General features: G+C 71.7%; 23 protein-coding genes. 17 read left to right on the forward strand and 6 right to left on the reverse strand.

Annotated elements, in window-relative coordinates; translation table 11 throughout:
* The first annotated feature begins 73 nt into the window (after positions 1–73).
* The 9 genes from ACH47Z_RS09640 (at position 74) to ACH47Z_RS09680 (ending at position 10,032) form a co-directional block, all read left to right on the forward strand.
* On the forward strand, positions 74–2,137 hold the full coding sequence (locus ACH47Z_RS09640) for a tetratricopeptide repeat protein (RefSeq protein ID WP_399072389.1): 2,064 nt from the start codon (positions 74–76) through the stop codon (positions 2,135–2,137).
* Between the two features lie 147 nt (positions 2,138–2,284).
* On the forward strand, positions 2,285–3,400 hold the full coding sequence (ald, locus tag ACH47Z_RS09645) for an alanine dehydrogenase (protein WP_399073031.1): 1,116 nt from the start codon (positions 2,285–2,287) through the stop codon (positions 3,398–3,400).
* A gap of 379 nt (positions 3,401–3,779) precedes the next feature.
* Entirely contained in the window at positions 3,780–4,913 is a 1,134-nt protein-coding gene (locus ACH47Z_RS09650; protein WP_399072391.1) for a ParA family protein, read from the forward strand.
* Positions 4,898–5,449: a hypothetical protein gene (locus ACH47Z_RS09655; RefSeq protein ID WP_399072393.1), complete on the forward strand. Its 552-nt coding sequence runs from the start codon at positions 4,898–4,900 to the stop codon at positions 5,447–5,449. Before ACH47Z_RS09650 ends, ACH47Z_RS09655 begins: the two co-directional genes overlap by 16 nt.
* Before the next feature lie 18 nt (positions 5,450–5,467).
* Positions 5,468–6,475, forward strand: coding sequence for a segregation and condensation protein A (locus tag ACH47Z_RS09660; protein WP_399072395.1), 1,008 nt, complete (start codon positions 5,468–5,470; stop codon positions 6,473–6,475).
* A complete protein-coding gene (gene scpB / locus ACH47Z_RS09665; RefSeq protein ID WP_399072398.1) occupies positions 6,472–7,122 on the forward strand; it encodes an SMC-Scp complex subunit ScpB in 651 nt (216 codons plus the stop codon). The genes ACH47Z_RS09660 and scpB overlap by 4 nt, the downstream gene beginning before the upstream one ends.
* Before the next feature lie 12 nt (positions 7,123–7,134).
* Positions 7,135–8,205: a pseudouridine synthase gene (locus ACH47Z_RS09670; RefSeq protein WP_399072400.1), complete on the forward strand. Its 1,071-nt coding sequence runs from the start codon at positions 7,135–7,137 to the stop codon at positions 8,203–8,205.
* A gap of 65 nt (positions 8,206–8,270) precedes the next feature.
* Positions 8,271–9,278 (forward strand): ADP-ribosylglycohydrolase family protein, encoded by a 1,008-nt coding sequence (locus tag ACH47Z_RS09675; RefSeq protein ID WP_399072402.1) that lies wholly within the window; start codon positions 8,271–8,273, stop codon positions 9,276–9,278.
* A gap of 4 nt (positions 9,279–9,282) precedes the next feature.
* Positions 9,283–10,032: a DNA polymerase beta superfamily protein gene (locus ACH47Z_RS09680; protein WP_399072404.1), complete on the forward strand. Its 750-nt coding sequence runs from the start codon at positions 9,283–9,285 to the stop codon at positions 10,030–10,032.
* Here the strand turns inward: ACH47Z_RS09680 and ACH47Z_RS09685 are convergent.
* Both ACH47Z_RS09685 and ACH47Z_RS09690 read right to left on the reverse strand, forming a co-directional pair.
* Positions 9,958–10,701 (reverse strand): DNA polymerase beta superfamily protein, encoded by a 744-nt coding sequence (locus ACH47Z_RS09685; RefSeq protein WP_399072406.1) that lies wholly within the window; start codon positions 10,699–10,701, stop codon positions 9,958–9,960. The genes ACH47Z_RS09680 and ACH47Z_RS09685 overlap by 75 nt on opposite strands.
* A gap of 21 nt (positions 10,702–10,722) precedes the next feature.
* Positions 10,723–11,115, reverse strand: coding sequence for a Rieske (2Fe-2S) protein (locus ACH47Z_RS09690; protein WP_399072409.1), 393 nt, complete (start codon positions 11,113–11,115; stop codon positions 10,723–10,725).
* 144 nt (positions 11,116–11,259) lie between these two features.
* Here ACH47Z_RS09690 and aroH point away from each other — a divergent pair, with 144 nt between their 5' ends.
* The 5 genes from aroH to der all read left to right on the forward strand — a co-directional run bounded on the left by aroH (position 11,260) and on the right by der (position 15,718).
* A complete protein-coding gene (gene aroH, locus ACH47Z_RS09695) occupies positions 11,260–11,622 on the forward strand; it encodes a chorismate mutase (protein WP_399072411.1) in 363 nt (120 codons plus the stop codon).
* Complete coding sequence (locus tag ACH47Z_RS09700) at positions 11,619–12,704, forward strand: prephenate dehydrogenase (RefSeq protein WP_399072413.1); 1,086 nt, start codon at positions 11,619–11,621, stop codon at positions 12,702–12,704. The genes aroH and ACH47Z_RS09700 overlap by 4 nt, the downstream gene beginning before the upstream one ends.
* Positions 12,705–12,807: 103 nt before the next feature.
* Positions 12,808–13,503: a (d)CMP kinase gene (gene cmk / locus ACH47Z_RS09705; RefSeq protein ID WP_399072414.1), complete on the forward strand. Its 696-nt coding sequence runs from the start codon at positions 12,808–12,810 to the stop codon at positions 13,501–13,503.
* 53 nt (positions 13,504–13,556) lie between these two features.
* Positions 13,557–14,144, forward strand: a complete 588-nt coding sequence (locus tag ACH47Z_RS09710; protein ID WP_399073032.1) for a lysophospholipid acyltransferase family protein — start codon at positions 13,557–13,559, stop codon at positions 14,142–14,144.
* 77 nt (positions 14,145–14,221) lie between these two features.
* Positions 14,222–15,718 carry a ribosome biogenesis GTPase Der gene (gene der / locus ACH47Z_RS09715; RefSeq protein ID WP_399072416.1) on the forward strand — a complete coding sequence of 499 codons (1,497 nt, stop codon included), beginning with the start codon at positions 14,222–14,224 and terminating at the stop codon, positions 15,716–15,718.
* An 82-nt stretch (positions 15,719–15,800) separates the two neighbouring features.
* On the opposite strand, the gene ACH47Z_RS09720 is transcribed toward der, so the two are convergent.
* Both ACH47Z_RS09720 and ACH47Z_RS09725 read right to left on the reverse strand, forming a co-directional pair.
* The gene (locus ACH47Z_RS09720) at positions 15,801–16,217 is read right to left on the reverse strand and encodes a hypothetical protein (RefSeq protein WP_399072418.1); all 417 of its coding nucleotides are present in this window, start codon (positions 16,215–16,217) and stop codon (positions 15,801–15,803) included.
* Between the two features lie 80 nt (positions 16,218–16,297).
* Complete coding sequence (locus tag ACH47Z_RS09725) at positions 16,298–17,089, reverse strand: hypothetical protein (RefSeq protein WP_399072420.1); 792 nt, start codon at positions 17,087–17,089, stop codon at positions 16,298–16,300.
* Positions 17,090–17,630: 541 nt separating this feature from the next.
* Between ACH47Z_RS09725 and ACH47Z_RS09730 the strand changes: the two genes are divergently transcribed.
* A complete protein-coding gene (locus ACH47Z_RS09730; RefSeq protein WP_399072422.1) occupies positions 17,631–18,326 on the forward strand; it encodes a transglycosylase family protein in 696 nt (231 codons plus the stop codon).
* A gap of 371 nt (positions 18,327–18,697) precedes the next feature.
* Complete coding sequence (locus tag ACH47Z_RS09735) at positions 18,698–18,913, forward strand: I78 family peptidase inhibitor (protein ID WP_399072424.1); 216 nt, start codon at positions 18,698–18,700, stop codon at positions 18,911–18,913.
* Positions 18,914–19,022: 109 nt separating this feature from the next.
* On the opposite strand, the gene ACH47Z_RS09740 is transcribed toward ACH47Z_RS09735, so the two are convergent.
* Together ACH47Z_RS09740 and ACH47Z_RS09745 are read right to left on the reverse strand one after the other, a co-directional pair.
* A complete protein-coding gene (locus ACH47Z_RS09740) occupies positions 19,023–20,042 on the reverse strand; it encodes a phosphatase PAP2 family protein (protein WP_399072426.1) in 1,020 nt (339 codons plus the stop codon).
* A 237-nt stretch (positions 20,043–20,279) separates the two neighbouring features.
* A complete protein-coding gene (locus ACH47Z_RS09745) occupies positions 20,280–21,452 on the reverse strand; it encodes a glycosyltransferase family 39 protein (RefSeq protein WP_399072428.1) in 1,173 nt (390 codons plus the stop codon).
* A gap of 260 nt (positions 21,453–21,712) precedes the next feature.
* On the opposite strand from ACH47Z_RS09745, the gene ACH47Z_RS09750 reads away from it, so the two are divergent.
* Positions 21,713–23,335 carry an MFS transporter gene (locus tag ACH47Z_RS09750; protein WP_399072430.1) on the forward strand — a complete coding sequence of 541 codons (1,623 nt, stop codon included), beginning with the start codon at positions 21,713–21,715 and terminating at the stop codon, positions 23,333–23,335.
* The last annotated feature ends 48 nt before the right edge of the window (positions 23,336–23,383 follow it).

A 23,383-nucleotide genomic window follows, 5' to 3' on the forward strand; every position in this document is an offset into this window, starting at 1 on the left:
GAACTAGGCTTTTTCACACCCGTCTCGGAAGATCCGGCGGGCTTGCGCGTGCGGTGGGACGGGAGTGTGGCCCGTGACGGACCAGGCGGTGGACACAGACGGCGCGGGGCTGTCCGGGCACCAGGTCATGGAAGACCAATTCCTGGGCCGCACAAGGGAGTTGAAGGAGCTGCGCGCCGACATCGCGCGCGCGGGCCTGGACACCATCTCCGGCCGCAAGGCACCCCGCGCGCGCGTGCTGCTGATCGCGGGCCGCCCCGGCTCCGGCCGCACCGCGCTCGCCGGGGAACTCGTACGACAGGTCGCCCACCGCTACCCCGACGGCGTGCTGCGCGCCCGGCTCGCCGAGCCCGACGGCACCCCCGTCCCGGTCGAGCGCACCGCCCGTGAGCTGCTCGCCGCGCTGGAGCTGCCGGCCCCTGCCGGTGCCGCCGAGGACGACCTGACCGGGGAGCTGCGCACCGCCCTCGCCGACCGGCGCGCCCTGCTCCTGCTGGACGACGCGCCCGGCGCCGAGCAGGTCGACGCGCTGCTGCCGGACACCCCCGACTGCCTGGTCGTGGCCGTCTCCAAGGGGCCGCTCACCGGCATCGCGGACGTCCGTCCCTGCACTGTCGGCGGTCTCGACACCAAGTCCGCCGTGGAGCTGCTCACCCGCTACACCGGCTCGGTCCGCATCACCGTCGACCCGCGCTCCGCCGAGAGCCTGGCCGAGGCCTGCCAGGGCCATCCGGCTGCGCTGGTCCTGGCCGGCGGCTGGCTCGCCGCCCGCCCCCAGGCCGCCGTCTCCGACCTCGCCAAACGGCTGCACGCGGCCGCCGACGACGGCACGGGCACCCCGCTCGCCCGGGTCTTCCGGCATGTGTACGACGAGCTGCCCGCCGCGGCCGCCCGGATCCTGCGGCTGCTCGCACTCGCCCCGGCCGGGCTGGCCGACCCGCACACCGCCTCCGCGCTCGCGGGCTGCTCGGTCGGCTCCGCCCGCACCACGCTGGACGACCTCGTCGCCCTCGGCCTGCTGCGCGCGACGGAGTCCCCCCTGCCCCAGTACGAGGTCCCCGGCTGTCTGCACCCGCACCTGCGCGCCCTCGCCGAGAGCCAGGAGCGGCCCGCCGAGCTGCAGCTGGCCCGGGCCCGGATGCTGGAGCGGACGGTACGGCTGCTGCAGGCCTGCCGGGCGATCACCGAGACCGACAGCCCGCAGGCCCGCGAGAAGCTGAACGCCATGCCCCGCGAGGTGCGCTTCCCCAGCCCCCGGGCGGCCGCCGACTGGCTGCGCCTCCGCCGGCCCGCCCTGCTGGCGTCCGCCCGGCTCGCGGTGGCCGACGGCGAGCTGGACACGCTCGCCCGGCGGCTGATGTCCCAGCTGGTCAGGGCCCTGGTGGCGCATGAGGGCACGCTGGCGGCCGCGGCCGATCTGTACGGCGTGCACAGCCTCGTCCTCGATGTCGCCGAGCGGCGCGGGCTGCCCCGGGAGAGGGCCGCCGCCCTGCTGAACCTGGGCGACGTGGACGCCCAGACCGGCCGCACCCGGGACGCGCTGGCCCGGTACCGGTCGGCTCTGGACGCCGGACGCGAGGCGAACGACCCGTACGCGACCGGCCGCGCGATGGAATCCGTAGGCGGCGCCTACCAGGAGCTGGGCGACTACGACCGGGCCGCCGACTGGTTCGGCCGCGCCCTGGCCGACCGGCTGGCCCGGGGTGATCGCGAGCAGGCCGCCCGGCTGTACGGCCGGATCGCCACCGCCCACACCTACGCGGGCCGCTACGGCGAGGCCCTCAGGAGCTGGCGGGCGGCCGTCGCCGGCTATCGCAAGGGCGGTGATGTCGCCGCCCACGCGCGGGCGTTGAGCGAGCTGGCTCGGGTGCAGGAGTACGCCGGACGGTTCGAGGAGTCGCTGCACACCTGCCAGGAGGCGTGGGAGTGGGCGCGCCGCGCCGAGGACGTCCGGCTGCAGGCCGCGCTGCAGCTGCGGCTCGCCGACACCCTGGAGCACCTCGGCGACTCCACCACCGCTCGACTGCACCGCACGGCGGCCGAGCGCATGCTGGGTGAGGAGGCGCCGGAGGGCGACACAAGGCCGGAACAGGTCAGGAACGCCTGCGAAATCCGCAGTACATCCAGTGAAGATTGATGCAATGAAAGGCTAGACAGGCGGAACACCTTCATTAAACTGGCTCTGCCGCACGTTCTCTGCGGTGTCTCCCGGTGTGCCCCTGCATGCCTGGGTATGTCTTGTAATGCACCCCCCATACCCTCTGAGCCAAGGACCGTGATCGACGTGAAGGTCGGCATCCCCCGCGAGGTCAAGAACAACGAGTTCCGGGTGGCCATCACCCCCGCCGGTGTGCACGAGCTGGTGCGCAACGGCCACCAGGTCGTCATCGAGCGGGGCGCCGGCCTCGGCTCCTCGATCACGGACGAGGAGTACGTCTCCGCCGGCGCCGAGATCCTCGACACCGCCGACGAGGTCTGGGCCACCACCGACCTGCTGCTGAAGGTCAAGGAGCCCATCGCGGAGGAGTACCACCGCCTGCGCAAGGACCAGATCCTCTTCACCTACCTGCACCTGGCCGCCTCCAAGGAGTGCACGGACGCGCTCATCGAGTCCGGCACCACGGCCATCGCCTACGAGACCGTCGAGCTGCCGAACCGCGCGCTGCCGCTGCTCGCCCCGATGTCCGAGGTCGCGGGCCGGCTGGCCCCGCAGGTCGGCGCCTACCACCTGATGCGCCCGGCCGGCGGCCGCGGTGTGCTCCCCGGCGGTGTCCCGGGCGTGACCCCGGCCAAGGCCGTCGTCATCGGTGGCGGTGTCTCGGGCTGGAACGCCACCCAGGTCGCCGTCGGCATGGGCTTCGACGTGACCCTGCTCGACCGCGACATCAACAAGCTGCGCGAGGCCGACAAGGTCTTCGGCACCAAGGTCAAGGCCATCATGTCCAACTCCTTCGAGCTGGAGAAGGCCGTCCTGGAGGCCGACCTGGTCATCGGCGCCGTCCTCATCCCGGGCGCCAAGGCCCCGAAGCTCGTCACCAACGAGCTGGTGGCCCGCATGAAGCCCGGAAGTGTCCTTGTCGACATCGCGATCGACCAGGGCGGCTGCTTCGAGGACTCCCGCCCCACCACGCACGCCGAGCCGACCTTCACGGTGCACAACTCGGTCTTCTACTGCGTCGCCAACATGCCGGGCGCGGTGCCCAACACCTCCACCAACGCCCTCACCAACGCCACGCTGCCGTACATCGTCTCGCTGGCCAACAACGGCTGGGTCGAGGCGCTGCGCCGCGACGCCGCGCTCGCCAAGGGTCTCAACACCCATGACGGCAAGGTCGTTTACAAGGAGGTCGCCGAGGCCCACGGCCTGGAGCACGTCGAGCTGGACTCGCTGATCGGCTGACGCAAAAGGCGATTCGTCAACACGGCTCGTCAACTGCACGCACCCGGCCGGACCTTGCCCGACAAGGTCCGGCCGGATGTGTGTATGGTCACTTTGCGACGCTCGGTCAACTCGCCTCGAACGTAACCCTTCGACCGATTCGCACACCGGTGAAACCTGCTGTGCGACGGCCGTACGCCCTTGACAGCGAGATGTTTCATTGCCGACACATCCTGCCGGGTCCGGCGGATTGTGTTGCTGCGGACCGCCGACACGCCATAGAGTCGCCAACCGTCGGCATGGTGCCACGCTGACCTTGTCTAGAAGTTTCCTGGTCACCAAGGAGGTAAGACGACTTGTGAATGAGTCGACATTTTCTCCCGGGGGTGGTCAACCAGGAATGCCTGTACGGGGCCAGGGCTCCGCGGGATTCGAGGCTGTCGGCTCCGTAGCTGTGCGCACCTTCGCAGCCCACCAGAGTTCCGGTCCGCAGGCGGCCGGGACAGCACACCAGAGCATGGATGGCCATCACGTGAACGCCATGGCCGGCGACGGAAGGGGTGCGCCCCACAACCACTTCGCCGACTACGACGAACTGCCCGAGGGGCACTTCTACGACCCCGACGCCGAGTACGAGCCCGATCCGGAGTACGCGGCCACGCTCGCGCCCGACGCGGCCCGCCAGCGCCGTGAGCGCGTCGGCCCGACCGGACGCCCGCTGCCGTACTTCCCGATCCCGGGCCCGCTGACCGACCACGGCCCCGCGACGATCATCGCGATGTGCAACCAGAAGGGCGGCGTCGGCAAGACCACGTCGACCATCAACCTGGGTGCCGCACTCGCGGAGTACGGCCGGCGCGTGCTGCTCGTGGACTTCGACCCGCAGGGCGCGCTGTCGGTGGGCCTCGGTGTCAACCCGATGGAGCTGGACCTGACCGTCTACAACCTGCTCATGGAGCGGGGCATGTCGGCGGACGAGGTCCTGCTGAAGACGGCGGTCCCCAACATGGACCTGCTGCCCTCCAACATCGACCTGTCGGCCGCCGAGGTCCAGCTGGTCTCCGAGGTCGCCCGCGAGTCGACCCTCCAGCGAGCCCTGAAGCCCCTGCTGCCCGACTACGACTACATCATCATCGACTGCCAGCCCTCGCTCGGCCTGCTCACGGTGAACGCCCTGACGGCCGCGCACAAGGTCATCGTCCCCCTGGAGTGCGAGTTCTTCGCCCTCCGCGGTGTCGCGCTGCTCACCGAGACCATCGAGAAGGTCCAGGAGCGGCTCAACCCCGAGCTGGAGCTGGACGGCATCCTCGCCACGATGTACGACTCGCGCACGGTCCACAGCCGGGAGGTCCTGGCCCGGGTGGTCGAGGCCTTCGACGACCACGTCTACCACACGGTCATCGGCCGCACGGTCCGCTTCCCGGAGACCACGGTCGCCGGTGAGCCCATCACCACCTACGCCTCCAACTCCGTCGGTGCCGCCGCCTATCGCCAGCTCGCCAGGGAGGTGCTCGCCCGGTGTCACGCCGAGTGAGTCTGCCCGGGGCCGACGAACTCTTCCGTACGACAGGGGGGATGGCGCTTCAGCCGTCGACGCCCCGCCGCGCGGCCAACGGTGAGGCCCGGGTGCCGGCTCCCGCGGGGGAGAGCGACGACGTGGCCGCCGCCGAGGACGCACCGCAGTCGGTGCCCGTCCAGGGCGGTGACGGCGAGGGCGCGGAGCATGTCGCGGCGGAGGCCGAGCAGGACGGGGCCGGCGAGTCCCGCACCCGCCCGGCGCGTCGGCAGGCGGCACAGGAAGACTCCGCCACGGCCGCCCAGCCGCGCAAGAAGGGGCGGGCGGCGAACCGGCGGCCCAGCGGGCGCGAGCGGCACGACGAGAAGATCACCGTGTACGTCTCCGCCGAGGAACTGATGGACCTCGAGCACGCCCGCCTGGTGCTCCGGGGCGAGCACGGGCTGGCGGTGGACCGCGGGCGCATCGTCCGCGAGGCGGTGGCCGTGGTCCTGGCCGACCTGGAGTCCCGCGGGGACGCGAGCATCCTCGTACGACGGCTGCGGGGGCGGTAGGAGTAGCCTGCGGGGGCTATGACCTCGAACGACCTTCCCCTCCCTGGCGCCGGTGCCGGACGTCGGCGTGCGCTGGGGCGGGGGCCGGGGGGCGTCGTACCCGCTGCGGAACCGGAACCGGAACCGGAACTGCCCGAGCCCGTACCCGAACCCCAGGCGGACGAACCCCGTGACGGCGTCTTCAAAGTCCGCCTCGCCAACTTCGAGGGCCCCTTCGACCTCCTCCTCCAGCTGATCTCCAAGCACAAGCTGGACGTCACCGAGGTCGCCCTCTCCAGGGTCACGGACGAGTTCATGGCGCACATCCGGGCCATGGGGCCCGACTGGGACCTGGACCAGACGACGGAGTTCCTCGTCGTGGCCGCCACGCTGCTCGATCTGAAGGCGGCCCGGCTGCTGCCCGCCGCCGAGGTGGAGGACGAGGCCGACCTGGCGCTGCTGGAGGCCCGGGACCTGCTGTTCGCGCGGCTGCTGCAGTACCGCGCGTACAAGCAGATCGCGGACATCTTCAACGCGCGCCTGGACGAGGAGGCCCGCCGCCGGCCCCGTACCGTCGGCCTGGAACCCGAGCACGCCGAGCTGCTGCCCGAGGTCGTCATCAGCATCGGCCCCGAGGGCTTCGCCAGGCTCGCGGTCAAGGCCATGCAGCCCAAGCCCAAGCCGCAGGTCTACGTCGACCACATCCACGCCCCGCTGGTCAGCGTGCAGGAGCAGGCGGGGATCGTGGTCGCGCGGCTGCGGGAGCTGGGCGAGGCCAGCTTCCGGGTGCTGGTCGAGGACACCGACGACACCCTCACCGTCGTGGCCCGGTTCCTCGCCCTGCTGGAGCTGTACCGGGAGAAGGCCGTCGCCCTGGAGCAGGAGGCCGCGCTCGGGGAGCTGCTGGTGCGCTGGACCGGCGGGGACACGGACGCGGCGCCGAGGGTCACCGATGAGTTCGACCGGCCGCCCGAGTCGCCCAAGGACGAGCCGCCCAAGGACGAGTCGCCCAAGCACGAGCCGCCCAAGGAGGAGAAGAAGGCATGAGCGAGGAGACCCCCGAGGTCCCGGCCGGGCTGCGGACCGTCGCCGACCTCGACCTCAAGCCGGCCCTGGAGGCCATGCTCATGGTCGTCGACGAGCCCGCGACCGAGGAGCATCTGGCGAAGCTGCTGGAGCGGCCGAAGCGGCAGGTCGCGGACGCGCTGCGGGAGCTGGCCGACGAGTACGCCGTGCAGGGCCGCGGCTTCGAGCTGCGGTTCGTCGCCGGCGGCTGGCGCTACTACACCCGCGCCGCCTACGCGCCCGCCGTCGAGCGGCTGGTCCTGGACGGCCAGACCGCCCGGCTCACCCAGGCCGCGCTGGAGACCCTCGCGGTGGTCGCCTACCGCCAGCCGGTCAGCCGCAGCCGCGTCTCCGCCGTCCGCGGAGTCAACTGCGACGGTGTGATGCGCACCCTCCTGCAACGGGGTCTCGTCGAGGAGGCGGGCACGGAACCCGAAACAGGTGCGATCCTGTACAGGACGACGAACTACTTCCTGGAGCGGATGGGCCTGCGCGGCCTGGACGAGCTTCCGGAGCTCGCGCCCTTCCTCCCGGAGGCGGAGGCGATCGAGGCCGAGACCCAGGAGGGCGTACCGTCGTTCGACCCGGACGCGCCCGACGCGCCCGGTGCAGAGGACGCAGACGACTAAGACGGAACTTTGATGCGAAGCAGCGGCAGCGGCAAGAGTGGCGGGCGCGGTAACCACCGCGGCGCCGGCAACAACCGGGACGAGCGGCAGGGGCAGGGCCGTCCCCGCAAGCCCCGCCCCGAGGAGCGCCGCTACGACGTGGGCCCCGGGGCCACGCAGGACGGCCCCAAGTCCGGCCGGGGCGGTGCGGCCCGCGGCGGCGCCAAGGGCGGCCCCAAGCAGCCCCAGCAGGGCGGCGGGCGCGGTCGTACGGCTCCGGCGCGCTCGCGTGAGTACGAGACGCGGGTCGAGGAGCGCAACCGCGAGCGGTACGCCGACAAGAAGGACATCAAGCCGCCCAAGACCTTCCCGGGCGCCGAGCAGGAGGGCGAGCGGCTGCAGAAGGTCCTCGCGCGCGCGGGCTACGGCTCCCGGCGGGCCTGCGAGGAGCTGATCGAGCAGGCCCGGGTCGAGGTGAACGGCGAGATCGTCCTCGAGCAGGGCCGCCGGGTCGACCCGGAGAAGGACGAGGTCAGGGTCGACGGGCTGACGGTCGCGACGCAGTCGTACCAGTTCTTCTCGCTGAACAAGCCCGCCGGCGTCGTCTCCACGATGGAGGACCCGGAGGGCCGCCAGTGCCTCGGTGACTACGTCACCAACCGCGAGACGCGGCTCTTCCACGTCGGCCGGCTGGACACCGAGACCGAGGGCGTCATCCTGCTCACCAACCACGGCGAGCTGGCGCACCGCCTCACGCACCCGAAGTACGGCGTGAAGAAGACCTACCTCGCGGCCATCGTCGGCCCGATCCCGCGCGACCTGGGCAAGCGGCTGAAGGACGGCATCCAGCTGGAGGACGGGTACGCGCGCGCGGACCACTTCCGGGTCGTGGAGCAGACCGGCAAGAACTACCTGGTCGAGGTGGTCCTGCACGAGGGCCGCAAGCACATCGTGCGCCGCATGCTGGCGGAGGCCGGCTTCCCGGTCGAGAAGCTGGTGCGCACCGCCTTCGGCCCGATCACCCTGGGCGACCAGAAGTCGGGCTGGCTGCGCCGGCTGTCCAACACCGAGGTCGGCATGCTGATGAAGGAAGTCGATCTCTGATCGTCCCTTGCGTCTGATCACCATCCCCCTTTATGGTCACAATGACGATAAAGGGGGATGATCACATGTCCGAGCAGGCGGCCACCGGAGCACTCCTCGGCCTCGCCCTCGGGGACGCCCTCGGCTTCCCGACCGAGTTCAACGACGTGCCCTCGATCCTCGCCAAGTGCGGGCCCTGGCGGGAGATGGAGCTGCCGAAGCGGGCCTTCGTCTCCGACGACACCCAGATGACGCTCGCGGTCGGCCGCGCGCTCCGGACGGCCATGGACCGAGGCTTCCTCGCCCCGAAGCGGCTGGAGCGGCCGCTGCGTGAGGAGTTCGTGGACTGGTTCCACTCGCCGGACAACAACCGCGCTCCGGGCAACACCTGTCTGACCGCGTGCAACCTGCTCGACCACGACCGGCGGCCCTGGCAGGACGCCAGTCAGGTCGGCTCCAAGGGCTGCGGGGCCAACATGCGGGTCGCCCCCGTCGGGCTCGCCCCCGGCCTGAGCGACGAACAGCGCTCCGGCGCCGCCCAGTTGCAGTCCGCGCTCACCCACGGCCACCCCACCGCGCTGGCCGCCTCCGACCTCACCGCGCACGCCGTCCACCTGCTCGCCCGGGGCACCGACCCGACCGGACTGGTCGGACAGCTGCGCTCGTACGCCCTCGACCACCGCACCCGGTACGACCACACGTGGCTGGGCGACCTGTGGACCCGCTCCCAGGACCCCACCCCCGAGCACTTCGTCGCGCGCGGCTGGGACGAGTGCCTGGCGGTCCTCGACCGGCTCCAGGAGGCCGTGCGGACCATCTCCCCGGAAACCGACCCCTGCCTGGCCACCGGCGCGGGCTGGATCGCCGAGGAGGCCCTCGCCACCGGGCTGCTGTGCTTCCTGCTCTTCCCCGACGAGCCCGTCACCGCCCTGCGCCGGGCCGCCTGCACCTCCGGCGACTCCGACTCCATCGCCTGCCTCACCGGCGCCTTCGCGGGCGCCTGGCTGGGCGCGGACGCCTGGCCGGCCGAGTGGGCCGAGCGGATCGAGTACCGGGGCGATCTGTTGACCCTGGGAGCACTCTGGGACGCTTAGGCCCATGATCGACGACCTCGACATCGACCTGAAGCCCGTGGTCGCGGAACAGCCCGACCCGCTGCTGTTCGCGACCGTCTCCGGAGCCCATCTGTACGGCTTCCCGTCCGAGGACTCGGACGTGGACCTGAGGGGCGTCCATCTGCTCCCGGCGGCCGACCTCGTCGGGCTGCGCGAGCCGGAGGAGACCCGCTCGCGGGCCTGGGTGCGCTACGGCGTCGAACTGGACCTCGTCACCCATGACCTGCGCAAGTTCGTACGGCTGATGCTCCGCCGCAACGGCTATGTGCTGGAGCAGTTGCTGTCGCCCCTGGTCGTGCACACCGGCGACACGCACCGCGAGCTGACCGCCCTCGCCCCCGGCGTCCTCACCAGCCACCATGCCCACCACTACCGGGGTTTCGCGGTGACCCAGTGGCGGCTGTTCGAGAAGACCGGCGAACTCAAGCCCCTGCTCTACACGTTCCGGGTCCTGCTCACCGGCATCCACCTCATGCGCACCGGCGAGATCCAGGCCCACCTGCCCACACTGCTGGACGAGACCGGCGCGCCCGGCTATCTCCCCGACCTGATAGCCGCCAAGCGGGAACGGGAGCACGGAAAGGCCGACGTGGCACACGCGCGCGTGGAGGCCGACGTGGAGCGCCTGCACGCCGTCCTCGACGACTCCCAGGCCGGCTCAGCCCTCCCGGACGCGCCCACCGCGTACGACGCCCTGCACGACTTCGTCGTCCGGGTACGGCTGCAGGGCTGAGTCCCGGCGCACCCGGAACAGGAAGTCGGCCACGCGCGCGTGGTCCGGTTCCGGGGGCAGCGGGGTGCGGTGGAGGAACTGTTCCGTTTCCGTCGCCAGCCGGGTCATCCGGGTCTCGACCTCGGTCCAGGGGACCTCGCCCCGCTTCACCGAGAGCAGCGCCTCACGCTGGTCGCCGACGTCGATCCGCATCTCGCCGGTGCGCAACAGGTCCCGGGCCGTCATCAGCAGGCGCAGCAGATGCATGGCGTGCTTCCAGCGCGGGGCGCCCGTCGAACGGACGTCGGCGTCCAGCTTGCGGCGCTGGCCGAGGGCGTAGCGGGTGAAGGTGTCGTAGGCCCGGCGGGAGAGGAAGGCGTCGCGCAGGGACAGCAGTTCGCGGCCGGTGTCGTCCACCTGCTCCACGAGCGGGGAGTGCAGACACTCCAGGATGTTCGGGTTGCCCCGCAGTGCCAGCTCGCAGAACCGCTCCAGCTCCCAGGAGAACTGCTCCTCACCCGGCCCCTCCACATGCGCCGGCGGCTTCTCGAACCGCCAGAACAGGGGAGTGGGGGCGAGGAACACGCCCCGCCGGTCGGTGTCGCTCGTGTCCGTGGCCAGGCCGAAGGCCCGGGAACCCATGACACAGGCGTAAACGGTGTGGTCACGTACCAGAGTCTCGGGCCGCATGCCGGGAGCGTACGCGGACCCTCACACCAGGCTGATCGAATTTCCCCCCACCTTGATCGACTTTCCGGGCAGCGGGCGCGTCGCCGGGCCGTGCGCCACCGAGCCGTCGGCGATGTGGAACTTGCTGCCGTGACAGGGGCAGTCGATCGTGCCGTCCGCGACCTTGCCCACCGTGCAGCCCAGGTGCGTGCAGATCGCCGAGAAGGCCTTGAAGTCGCCCTTGGCCGGCTGGGTGACGACGACCTTCTGCTCCTTGAAGACCATGCCGCCGCCCTCCGGGACGTCGCTGGTCGGGCCCAGGACCACGCTGGTCTTTCCCTTGGAGCTGTTGCCGCCCCCGCACGCCGCGACGGGTGCGATCACCACCGCCGCTCCCGTCACCAGAACCGTGCGCCGCTTCGTACCCTCGGCCATGCCAGCCTCCGCACAAGATCGAAATCGGTGTGTACCGGACGCTTCGCATCGTCTCAGCGATCGGGCGCCGTGCGCCGCGCCCGCACGGGCTGACTACGCTGGACGGACCAACAACAGATCCGCATGTCAGCAAGGAGCAGCGCCGTGGCGGTACGAGCGGTCCGTGGGGCCGTCCAACTGGAGCGGGACGAGGCCGGGCACATGGACGAGCAGGTCGGAGCCCTGCTCACCGCCGTACTGGAGCGCAACGGACTGACCGCCGACGACCTCATCAGCGTCTGGTTCACGGCCACCCCCGACCTGCACAGCGACTTCCCGGCCGCCGCCGCCCGCAAGCTCGGCATCGTCGACGTCCCGCTGATCTGCGCCCAGGAACTCGACATAACGGGCGCCATGCCCCGGGTCGTACGGATCCTCGCCCACATCGAGTCCGACACGCCCCGCTCCGACATCAACCACGTCTACCTCGGCGCCGCGGCCGCCCTGCGCAAGGACATCGCCCAGTGAGAACCGCACTCGTCATCGGCACCGGCCTCATCGGCACCTCCGCCGCCCTGGCCCTCGCCCAGCGCGGCGTCACCGTCCACCTCGCCGACCACGACCCCGAGCAGGCCCGCACGGCGGCCGCGCTGGGCGCCGGCACCGACGAGGTCCCGGAGGGCCCCGTCGACCTGGCGATCGTCGCCGCCCCGCCCGCACGCGTGGCCGGCGTCCTCGCGGACGCGATGAACCGGGGCCTGGCCCGCGGCTACCTGGACGTGGCCAGCGTCAAGGGCGGCCCGCGCCGCGAGCTGGAGGCGCTCGGCCTGGACCTGTCGGCGTACATCGGCACCCACCCCATGTCCGGCCGCGAGAAGTCCGGCCCGCTGGCCGCGACCGCCGACCTCTTCGAGGGCCGCCCCTGGGTGCTCACCCCTACCCGGGACACCGACACCGAGGTGCTGAACCTCGCCCTGGAACTGGTCTCGCACTGCCGGGCCGTACCGGTCGTCATGGACGCCGACGCCCACGACCGCGCCGTGGCCCTCGTCTCCCACATGCCCCACCTGGTGTCCAACATGGTCGCCGCCCGCCTGGAGCACGCCGAGGAGGCCGCCGTACGGCTGTGCGGACAGGGCATCCGGGACGTGACCCGGATCGCCGCCTCCGAGCCCCGCATGTGGATCGACATCCTGTCCGCGAACCCGGGCCCTGTCGCCGACCTGCTCTCCGACGTCGCCTCCGACCTCGACGAGACCGTGCGGGCCCTGCGCGCCCTGCAGTCCTCCGACGAGGCCAAGCGGCACGAGGGCACCACCGGCATCGAGGACATGCTGCGCCGCGGCAACGCGGGCCAGGTCCGGGTACCCGGCAAGCACGGGTCCGCACCGCGGGTCTACGAGGTCGTGGCGGTCCTGATCGACGACCAGCCGGGACAGCTGGCCCGGATCTTCGCGGACGCGGGAGCGGCCGGGGTCAACATCGAGGACGTCCGCATCGAGCATGCGACAGGACAGCAGGCCGGTCTCGTGCAGCTGATGGTGGAGCCGAAGGCGGTACCGGTGCTGAGCGCCGCGCTGCGGGAGCGGGGCTGGGCGCTGCGGCAGTAGGCGGGCGCACGCGTCCGGACGAGTGACCCGCACCCAGTAACCTTGTCCAGGGCGCTCTCGCTCCCCGCACCCCGCCCACACCGCACCAGGAAGGTGTCCCTCCGTGGAAAACGGCGCCGCCCCGTCCGCCAAGCCCGTGATCGTCGCGATCGACGGCCCCTCCGGCACGGGCAAGTCGAGCACGTCGAAGGCCGTGGCCGCGCAGCTCGGCCTGAGCTACCTGGACACCGGCGCCCAGTACCGGGCGATCACCTGGTGGATGGTGACCAACGGCATCGACCTGGAGGACCCGACCGCCATCGCCGCCGTGGCCGGCAAGCCGGAGATCGTCTCCGGCACCGACCCGGCCGCCCCCGCCATCACGGTCGACGGCGTGGATGTGGCCGCCCCGATCCGCACCCAGGACGTCACCTCCAAGGTCAGCGCGGTCAGCGCGGTGCCCGAGGTGCGCACCCGGATCACCGAGCTGCAGCGCTCGATCGCGGCCGGCGCGGAGACCGGCATCGTGGTCGAGGGCCGGGACATCGGTACGACCGTCCTGCCGGACGCCGACCTGAAGATCTTCCTCACCGCCTCCCCGGAGGCCCGCGCGGCCCGCCGCAGCGGCGAGCTGAAGGGCGCCGACATCCACGCCACCCGCGAGGCCCTGATCAAGCGGGACGCGGCCGACTCCTCCCGCAAGACCTCGCCGCTCGCCAAGGCGGGCGACGCGGTCGAGGTGGACACCACCGAGCTGACCCTCGCCCAGGTCATCGAGTGCGTCGTCACCCTGGTCGAGGAGAAGCGAGCCGGGAAGTGAGCGTTGCGTCCGAGCGAGGTGCCGAGGTCGGGCGGCGCATCGGCGTCGGCCTGATGTACGGGCTGTGGAAGCCGCGCGTGCTCGGCGCCTGGAAGGTGCCGGCCACCGGCCCGGTGATCTTCGCGGTGAACCACTCCCACAACGTCGACGGCCCGATGGTCATGGGCGTGGCGCCCCGGCCCACGCACTTCCTGATCAAGCAGGAGGCCTTCGTCGGCCCGCTGGGCTCCTTCCTGACCGGCATCGGCCAGCTGAAGGTGGACCGCACGAGCGCCGACCGCACCGCCATCACCCGGGCCCTCGGCGTGCTGGAGGCCGGCGGCGTGCTGGGCATCTTCCCGGAGGGCACCCGGGGCGAGGGCGACTTCGCCTCGCTGCGCGCCGGACTCGCCTACTTCGCCGTACGCAGCGGGGCGCCGATCGTGCCCATCGCCGTACTGGGAAGCGCGGAGGTGCCCGGACGGTTGATAAAGGCACTGCCTCCGCTGCGCTCCCGCGTCGACGTCGTCTTCGGCGACCCGTTCGACGCGGGCGACGGCAGCGGGCGGCGTACGCGCAAGGCGCTGGACGAGGCGACCGAGCGCATCCAGAAGCAGCTCACCAGCCACCTGGAAAACGCCAGGCGCCTGACCGGGCGCTAGGCGACACTTGAGTAGTGGATCAGCCCGAAGCGGGCTTTCCACCGATCACCACGATGGAACGACGAGGTACGGACTTCATGAACGACGACATCCAGCCCGACGGCTCGGACGCGCACGAGGATGCGCACGAGTACGACCACGGGGCTCTCGGCGACGCCGAGTACGCGGAGTTCATGGAGCTCGCCGCGGAAGAGGGCTTCGACATCGAGGACGTCGAGGGCGCCATCGAGGCGGCGGGCCACGGTCCGCTGCCCGTGCTCGCCGTCGTCGGCCGCCCCAATGTCGGCAAGTCGACCCTGGTGAACCGGATCATCGGCCGCCGCGAGGCGGTCGTCGAGGACAAGCCCGGCGTCACGCGCGACCGTGTCACCTACGAGGCCGAGTGGGCCGGCCGCCGCTTCAAGGTCGTCGACACCGGCGGCTGGGAGCAGGACGTCCTCGGTATCGACGCCTCCGTCGCCGCCCAGGCCGAGTACGCGATCGACGCGGCCGACGCGGTCGTCTTCGTCGTGGACGCCAAGGTCGGCGCGACCGACACCGACGAGGCGGTCGTACGGCTGCTGCGCAAGGCCGGCAAGCCGGTCGTGCTCGCCGCCAACAAGGTCGACGGCCCGAGCGGCGAGGCCGACGCGGCCTATCTGTGGAACCTGGGCCTCGGCGAGCCGCACCCCGTCTCCGCCCTGCACGGCCGCGGCACCGGCGACATGCTGGACGCCGTCCTGGAGGCGCTGCCCGAGGCGCCCGAGCAGACCTTCGGCACCGGCGCCCCCGGTGGCCCCCGCCGTATCGCGCTCATCGGCCGCCCGAACGTCGGCAAGTCCTCCCTGCTGAACAAGGTGGCAGGCGAGGAGCGCGTCGTCGTCAACGAGCTGGCGGGCACCACCCGCGACCCGGTCGACGAGATGATCGAACTCGGCGGCGTCACCTGGAAGTTCGTCGACACGGCCGGCATCCGCAAGCGCGTCCACCTCCAGCAGGGCGCCGACTACTACGCCTCCCTGCGTACGGCGGCGGCCGTGGAGAAGGCCGAGGTCGCGGTTGTCCTGATCGACGCCTCCGAGAACATCTCGGTGCAGGACCAGCGGATCGTCACGATGGCCGTCGAGGCGGGCCGCGCCCTGGTCCTCGCCTACAACAAGTGGGACACCCTCGACGAGGAGCGCCGCTACTACCTGGAGCGGGAGATCGAGACCGAGCTGGGCCAGGTGGCCTGGGCCCCGCGCGTCAACGTCTCGGCGCGTACCGGCCGCCACATGGAGAAGCTGGTCCCGGCGATCGAGACCGCCCTCGCCGGCTGGGAGACCCGCGTCCCCACCGGCCGCCTCAACGCCTTCCTCGGCGAGCTGGTCTCGGCCCACCCGCACCCGATCCGCGGCGGCAAGCAGCCGCGCATCCTGTTCGGCACCCAGGCCGGCACCAAGCCCCCGCGCTTCGTCCTGTTCGCCTCCGGCTTCATCGAGGCGGGCTACCGCCGCTTCATCGAGCGCCGGCTGCGCGAGGAGTTCGGCTTCGAGGGCACCCCGATCCACATCTCGGTGCGGGTGCGCGAGAAGCGCGGCGCGAAGAAGAAGTAGTACGTCCACGACGTACGGGCTCCACGACGCACAGGGCGGCCCCCGACCGGAAGGTCAGGGGCCGCCCTTGGCCGTACGCGGCTCACACACCCCGGCGCGGTCCCGGCGGCAGCGCCGGCGCGATGTAGTGCATCCCGGTCTCCTGCGGCTGCGGTTGCGGCCGCTCGATGGTGCCGACCCGCTGCCACTGCGTCTGCGACTGCTGCCGCGCGCTGTACGCCCCGGCGCTGTACGCGCTGTACGAGCTGCTGAAGGACCCCGAGCGATGGCCGCCGTAGGAGCCCGCACCGCCCGGCAGATTCCCGAAAGCGCTGAACCTCAGCTCCTCCTCACCGCTGCGGTCACCCGGCAGGGTACGGAAGGTCTTGACCCACTCCGCGTAGAGCGCGTCGTAGATCGGCGTGGTCGACAGCCCGCCGGACGGCTCATGAGCCGCCCTGGCGGACGGCACGGAGGCGAAGGCGGACCGGCGTGGCGGGGGAGTGTCGTATGCGTGCACGTATGTCCAAACGACGGTGCCTTTGAAGGGATGCGGTCACCTCAGCGCTTTCAGGAGCTCGGGGCAGCGCTTTCGGAGGCTCAGGTGCCGGCGAGCGGCAGCGCCGACGCCACCAACCTGCCCGCCGCCGCGGCCTTGTCGAGAGAGTCCCGCAGCAGGTCCTCCCTGGGCTGCCGCCCGATGGACCCCACGGGCGCCGCGAACATGAGCACCTGCTGGTGCTTGTTGGCGGCGGCCCGCCAGCTGTCGGTCACCTGAAGCGGCTGATGCGCCTGCCACCAGGCCACCGGCTGCCCTCCGTTCGCACCCGGCTGGAGCACGGCGTGCAGCTGGCCCACGGCGAGCAGCACCGACCAGCCGTGCAGCACCGGCGGCACGGACGTCAGCTCGGTCAGCGGCGTGAACCCCTGCTCGATGAGCAGCGGAAGGAAGTCGTCGCCGGGTCCGGTGGTGCCCGGGCGCACGATCGGGGTGGTCGGCTCGACGACGAGCGCGGGGTGCAACTCGCCCTCGATCAGGACGAGACCGCTGGTCACGCCGAGCACCGCCTGCTCGGGCATGGACTTCTGCGGCTCGCCGGCGGCGGCCCCACCGGCGACACCGCCGATGGAGCGCACGGCGCCCTGGAGCTGCTCCTCGGTGACCTGGACGACCTGCGAGGGCAGGCAGCTGGCGTGGGCGAAGGCGAGGACGGCGGTCTCGTCGCCGACGAACAGAACGGTGCTGGTGCGCTCCTGCTCGGAGTCGCCCGGGGTGCGGCACGAGGTGCAGTCGTAACTGCCCGGGGCGTTCTCTCCGGCGAGCAGCCGGTCGGCTTCTTCGTCGCCGATCTCGGCGCGTACGGCGTCACTCACGTCGAGCATGCGCGGCACGGTGGCTCCCTCGGGATGCGGTGCTGGGGGTCGGCCGGGTGGCTCCCGGCCGATGAGTCCCGGGGTGTCCGGGCTCATGAAGAAGACAACGGACGTCCTGTGGTGGGAGTCACGCCCCAACGGGGACCGGTTCGCACCAACCGCCGCACACAGTCACCAGGCGTGCGGAATGAGCCACTCACCGTCAACTCCCCGTCCCGTCAAGGAGCTTGAACGGGTGAAGAGAATCACAGATTGCCTGGCTGCCTGGTCGACAAATCAGGAAATCAGCGGATGTAGTGGGTGGCCGAAAATTGCCGCTACCGACGGTAACGGCCAACTGGCCTGGAAGGACGGGCAGTTGGTTGATTCCGGCAGGTCACTCTCCCTAGATTCCTCCGCCGTGTGCAGCGAGCACCGCTCGGGTACGTCCACCGCCCGGCACCGGCAGCACGAAAGCCGGCACCGGGCACGGGGGACGGGGCGGGCGCGAGGAACCGCGGTCATCCGCGGCAAGGCGCGCTCCGCCCGGGGGAACCCGGGTTCGTGGAGAGGGAATTACATGTCCGAGTGTGCCGATACCACCCGCAACACCGCCCGTCCCGACGGCGGCCGCAAGGGCCGTACGACGGCCGCGCTCGCCGGAGCCGCCCTGCTCGCCCCGCTGGGGCTGCTGGCCGTGACCGGCAACGCCGCAGCGGCGGACAACGGGGTGTGGGACCGCATCGCAGCGTGCGAGAGCGGCGGCAACTGGCACATCAGCACCGGCAACGGCTACTACGGCGGACTCCAGTTCTCCGCCTCGACCTGGCGCGCGTACGGCGGCACCGCCTACGCCCCGACGGCCGACCAGGCCTCCAGGAGCGCGCAGATCGCCGTCGCCACCAAGGTCCAGCAGGCCCAGGGCTGGGGCGCCTGGCCGGTCTGCTCGGGCCGCGCCGGCGCCTACGGCACGGCTCCCGCGGCCGACCACACCGGCTCCTCCGGTACGGCCTCCGGTACGGCCGTCCCGAAGGGCGTGACGACGAAGTCCGTCCCGGCCGAGAAGTCCGCCCCGGCGAAGACGCCGGATCGCGCGCAGACCCACCAGGGCCGCAGCGCCTCGCGCGGTGGTGACTACACCGTCCGCGAGGGCGACACCCTGAGCGCCATCGCCGAACGGCACGGCACCACCTGGCAGCGGATCTACGCCGCCAACAAGAAGGTCATCGGCGACGACCCGAACCTGATCATGCCCGGCCAGCGCCTGGCACTCTGAGCGCCGAGCACCCGGCAGGACAGCCGCCGCCCGTCATGGGCGGCGGCTGTCCGCGTCGATGCCGTGTGGTGAAACCGTGAATTTCCTATGTGGTGTCAGCTGCCGTGACATCGCGCCGGATTGCGCGGGGAATCCTGTCCCGGGCCTGTCCAGATCCTCGCTGCGGCGGCTTTCCGCCACGTAATTTCGAAGCGTCTCCGCGACGGCCGTGAATTCTGTGCGATTGCCTCGGCAAGCCGTACGGAAACCCCCGTACGTGTGACGTCCGCCGCGGAGCAACTGATGTCACGGCGACGGAAACGCGGGCCGGGAAGCTGTGACAGAAGTGTGACCCGGAGCGGACCTTCCCCTTACCTTGCTAGCTTGGTGGCATGGCACCGATTCCCACTCCGCCAGCGGAGCCCCAGGACAGTCCGGACGGGTACGTCGGCCTCGACGCCGCCGACGCCGAGCGGCTCGCTCGGCAGCGGGGCTGGTCGACGGTACGGTCGCTGCCGCCGGGCGCGATCATCACCATGGAGTACCGGGTGGGACGCCTGAACTTCGAGGTGCGGGACGGCCGCGTGGCCCGCGCCTGGAAGGGCTGAACGTCCGACAGGCACGAGAAGGGCCCCGCTCCCGAAAGGGAGACGGGGCCTTCGCCGTACCGGCGGCGGGGCGGGTGTGTGCGTACCGGGCCCGCCGCCGTCCGGCCCGTCAGCCGCCCGTGAGCGGGCGGGCGGCTGGCTGGGACGTGCCGCGTGGGGCGTGTGGGGGGCGGCGGCTGCCCGCCGGGGTGACCGGGGTGCGCTCCGAGCGCGTCGTGTGCGGTCCCGGGGCGAGGTGCACCAGGCCCCGGGAGGCCCGGGTCGTGGCGACCGGCTCGTGCGCCGGGGACGGCTGCTCGGCCGGGGCGCCGCGCGGCTTGAGCACCACCGGGGTGACCGGGACGGCCGGTTCGGCGGCGGGCCGCGTGCGGCGGGCCCGCCAGCGGTCGCGCAGGTCGAACAGCCAGACCTCGGTCCTGGCGATCAGCGGCTCGCACCACGGCAGGGCGAGCAGGATCAGCAGACCCGCGGCCCAGCCCAGCAGCACGTCGCTCAGCCAGTGCGTACCGAGGTAGACGGTGGTGAGGCCGACGCCGAGCGAGGTGATCGCCGACAGCGCCGACAGCCAGCGGCGCGCCCGCGGGGTGGAGGCCAGATACGCCAGGATTCCCCAGGTCACCACCGCGTTGGCGGTGTGGCCGCTGGGGAATATATCGCCGCCCCGCATCATCTCGTTCGAGCCGATCACGGTCGCGTAGTGCGGACCGAGGCGCCCCATGCCGTACTTGGCGGCGCCGACCGTGATGTTCAGCAGGAGCAGGGAGGCGGCCAGGGTCAGCAGCGGGCGCAGCGTGTGCTGTCGCCAGGAGCGCCAGCCGAGCCAGGCCGCGACCATCACGGCGGTGGGGCCGCGCTGGCCGAGCACCACGTAGTAGTCGAGGAAGGCGTGGATCTGCGGCCACTGCTGGTACGGCCGGAAGAACATGACCTGCCAGTCGAGCCGGACCAGCCAGGACGTGATCACGACGGCCCACACGATCGCCAGGTAGAAAGCCAGGGTCGCGGTGAACAGAACGACCCGGTGCCGGCTCATCCTCGGCACATCGATGTGGGCCGGTCGTTCCGGCTCACGGTCCAGTCTGGCGAACACCCGGTCCAGCCGACGGGTGAGGTTTCGTTCGGTACGCACCCAATCGACGTTACAGCGAGTGAGCTGTGCCCCCCGTCGAAACTGCGGCTTTGTGATGACGATGTGATGTGGCAAAGCTCTCAAGGATCGCTCGAATTCCGGGGATTCCGCAATCCTGTGTCGTTGCCGCCTTCAATTCCTTTGATCATGCCGGGTGTTGTTTATATGGCGCTTATGAATGCGTTAACCCGGCACTGGCGCGGAATTCTCCACGGCGTCACCGGCCGGAGAAGTCGATCATGGCGGGCCGGAGCCGTTCAGCCAGAACGCCCCGTAGACCGCAGAGGCGACCGCCAACCCGGCCGTGACCAGTACGGACTTCGGCGTGCGCGGCCGGGCGAGGGCGCGGGCGAGCGGCAGCAGCACCGGGAAGGCGGGCAGCAGCAGCCGGGGCTTGGAGCCGAAGTAACTCGACGCGCACAGGGCGAGCGCGAGGACGACACCCGTGTACACCAGCAGCGCGAGGGGTTGACGCTGCCGGATCCCGCTGACGTGGAGCCACAGCAGCAGTGCGACCCCGACGATCAGTCCGGCACCGGCGAGCGCGGACGGAAATGACGTGAACTTGTCGGCCACGAAACGCGCGAAGGCATAGCCGCCGTCGAAGCCGTTGCGCCACCCGGCCTGGACGTCCAGATAACCGAGCGGCCCCTTGCCGGTGCGGTGCCCGACCCAGAGGACGTACCCGGCGGCCCCGAGCGGGGCGAGCAGCATGCCGAGGCAGCGGCGCCAGACCGGGGCCTGCCCGCCACGCGTACCGCGCTCCCGCACGAACGACAGCACGCCCACGACCCACACCGCCGCGACCACCGCCGCCCCCACCGGCCGGGTCAGCCCGGCCAGCGCCGCGAGCGCACCGGCGCTCAGCCAGCGCCCGGTCAGCAGCGCGTACAGCGACCAGGCGGCGAGCGCCGTGAACAGCGACTCGCTGTACGCCATCGACTGCACGATCCCGACCGGCAGCACCGCCCAGAGAAGTACCGCGCAGATCCCCGTCCGGGGGCCGTACACCCGGTCCGCGACCGCGAAGATCCCCGCCGCCGCGGCCAGTGACGCGAGCAGGCTGACCGTGAACCCCGCGTCCGCGTACGACAGCGGCGTGACCGCGTGCAGCAGCCGCTCCAGCCACGGCAGCAGCGGGAAGAACGCCAGATCGGAGTGGACGTCGCCGTTCGGCAGCCGCACCTCGTAGCCGTATCCCAGCCCGGCGACCCGCGCGTACCACAGGGAGTCCCAGCGCGCGGTCAGCAGCGTGTACGCGCTCTTGCCGCGCGCGGCGCTCCACACCGCCAGCACCACCAGCCCCAGGGCGCGCACTACCGCATAGCCCAGCAGGGCCGGAGCCGCCCGGCGCGACAGAGGGGCGCGGGGCTCGGCCGCGCGCACGTCAAGATCGGCAAGATCGGTCACAGGCTCGATTATCGGACGGCCGGGGAACCGCGGTGGCCCGAGGGTCGTGGTCAACAGAGGGCGAAGTGGCGTACGCCACACGGGTTCGGTCGAGCGCGTGAGAGGTCCGCCACGTGTGCGCGTGGTGGACTCGCGTACGCTGACGAGTCACCCGCGTGGGTTCGAGCGGGCCGGAGACACCGCTCCTCTCCGGCCGTACGACAGGGACGTCCCCACCCCGTCGGCCGCCGCGCGCGAGGGATCAGCTGGGAGGTACGCACATGTCCGGGACGACCACGGCTGCCGTGCGGCCGAACCACCGGGCGGCCGGAGCCGGTGCCAACCGCTGGGTCGTCCTCGTCGTCCTCTGCGTCAGCCTGCTGCTCGTCGCCCTCGACGCGACCGTGCTGCACGTCGCGGTTCCCGCCGTCACCGAGGACCTCAAGCCCGGTGCCATGGAACTGCTCTGGATCGTCGACGTCTATCCGCTGGTCTGCGCCTCGCTGCTGATCCTCTTCGGCACGCTCGGCGACCGCATCGGCCGCCGACGCGTCCTGCTGCTCGGCTACGGCCTGTTCGGGGTCGCCTCCGCCCTGGCCGCCTTCGCGCAGACCGCCGAGACGCTGATCCTCGCCCGCGCGCTGCTCGGCGTCGGCGGCGCCATGATCATGCCCGCCACGCTCTCGCTCCTGCGCCAGGTCTTCCCCGACCGGCGTGAGCGCGCGCTCGCCATCGGCATCTGGAGCGCGGTCGCCGCCGTCGGCGCGGCGGTCGGCCCGCTGCTCGGCGGCTTTCTGCTGGAGCACTTCTGGTGGGGCGCGGTCTTCCTCGTCAACATCCCGCTGATGCTGGTCAGCCTGCCGGTCGGCCGGATCCTGTTGCCCGAGTCCCGCGGTGACCGGTCCGGCCCCTGGGACGTGCTCGGCGCCCTGATGGCGGCCGGCGGTCTGTTCGGTGTCGTCCTCGGCGTGCAGCGGCTGGGCGGCGGAGAGGCACCCGCGAGCCCCTTCACCCTGCTGCCGCTGCTGACCGGCGCCGCCCTCCTCTTCCTCTTCGTACGGCGTCAGCGGCGGCTGCCGCATCCGCTGGTGGACCTGCGGATGTTCCGCCGGCCCGCGTTCAGCACCTCGGTGGGCTGCATCGTGCTGGCGATGCTCGCGCTGGTCGGCCTGGAGCTGATCGCCGCGCAGTACCTGCAGCTGGTCCTCGGCCTGTCGCCGCTCCAGACGGGCCTCAGGCTGCTGCCGCTGACCATCGCGGCGATGGCGGCGGGCCTCGCGGGCGCGCGGATGCTGCGCCGCTTCGGGCCGCGCCGGATGGTGTGCGCCGGCTTTCTGCTGACCACCGCCGCGGTGCTGACGCTCACCGCGATGGGCGGCGGCGACAACGTTCCGCTGCTGCTGTCCGGTTTCGTGCTGCTCGGCTTCGGCCTGGAGACCACGCTCTTCGGGGCGTACGAGTCGATGCTCAGCGAGGCCCCGGCGGACCAGGCCGGCGGCGCGGCCGCGATCGGCGAGACGTCGTACCAACTCGGCGCCGGCATCGGGATCGCGCTGCTCGGCAGTGTCATGAACGCGGCCTACGCGCCCGGACTCCGGTCGGTGCCGGGCGTCCCGGAGCACGCGTCCCACCGCGCGGGGCACTCGATCGGCGAGGCCTACGACATCGCCGGGCGGCTCGGCGGCGACACCGGGGCCGCGCTGCGCCGGGCCGCACGGGACTCCTTCGTGCACGGGCTGCATGTGACGCTGCTCGTCAGCGCCGGACTGTTGCTGCTGGGGTCGGTGATCGCGCTGCGGCTGCCGCGGATCATGCACTGCGCTGCGGAGTCCACGGCGGCGGTGGAGCTGCCCGCGCCCAGGGAAGTGGCGGAGTCCCGCGTCTCGGCCGGGCAGACCGCCTGACGTACTGGACGTGCGGGACAACGCACCGTAACGTCGGCCTCAACTGTG

Origin of the sequence: Streptomyces sp. NPDC020192 (assembly GCF_044388685.1) — a bacterium.
Taxonomy (GTDB): Bacteria; Actinomycetota; Actinomycetes; order Streptomycetales; family Streptomycetaceae; genus Streptomyces.

Bases quoted from the DNA above. Each gene is read 5' to 3' on its own strand.
- ACH47Z_RS09650 (WP_399072391.1), top strand. From the start codon at position 3,780: ATGCCTGTACGGGGCCAGGGCTCCGCGGGATTCGAGGCTGTCGGCTCC.
- ACH47Z_RS09660 (WP_399072395.1), top strand. From the start codon at position 5,468: ATGACCTCGAACGACCTTCCCCTCCCTGGCGCCGGTGCCGGACGTCGG.
- scpB (WP_399072398.1), top strand. From the start codon at position 6,472: ATGAGCGAGGAGACCCCCGAGGTCCCGGCCGGGCTGCGGACCGTCGCC.
- ACH47Z_RS09670 (WP_399072400.1), top strand. From the start codon at position 7,135: ATGCGAAGCAGCGGCAGCGGCAAGAGTGGCGGGCGCGGTAACCACCGC.
- ACH47Z_RS09675 (WP_399072402.1), top strand. From the start codon at position 8,271: ATGTCCGAGCAGGCGGCCACCGGAGCACTCCTCGGCCTCGCCCTCGGG.
- ACH47Z_RS09680 (WP_399072404.1), top strand. From the start codon at position 9,283: ATGATCGACGACCTCGACATCGACCTGAAGCCCGTGGTCGCGGAACAG.
- ACH47Z_RS09685 (WP_399072406.1), bottom strand. From the start codon at position 10,701: ATGCGGCCCGAGACTCTGGTACGTGACCACACCGTTTACGCCTGTGTC.
- ACH47Z_RS09690 (WP_399072409.1), bottom strand. From the start codon at position 11,115: ATGGCCGAGGGTACGAAGCGGCGCACGGTTCTGGTGACGGGAGCGGCG.
- ACH47Z_RS09710 (WP_399073032.1), top strand. From the start codon at position 13,557: ATGTACGGGCTGTGGAAGCCGCGCGTGCTCGGCGCCTGGAAGGTGCCG.
- der (WP_399072416.1), top strand. From the start codon at position 14,222: ATGAACGACGACATCCAGCCCGACGGCTCGGACGCGCACGAGGATGCG.
- ACH47Z_RS09730 (WP_399072422.1), top strand. From the start codon at position 17,631: ATGTCCGAGTGTGCCGATACCACCCGCAACACCGCCCGTCCCGACGGC.
- ACH47Z_RS09735 (WP_399072424.1), top strand. From the start codon at position 18,698: ATGGCACCGATTCCCACTCCGCCAGCGGAGCCCCAGGACAGTCCGGAC.
- ACH47Z_RS09750 (WP_399072430.1), top strand. From the start codon at position 21,713: ATGTCCGGGACGACCACGGCTGCCGTGCGGCCGAACCACCGGGCGGCC.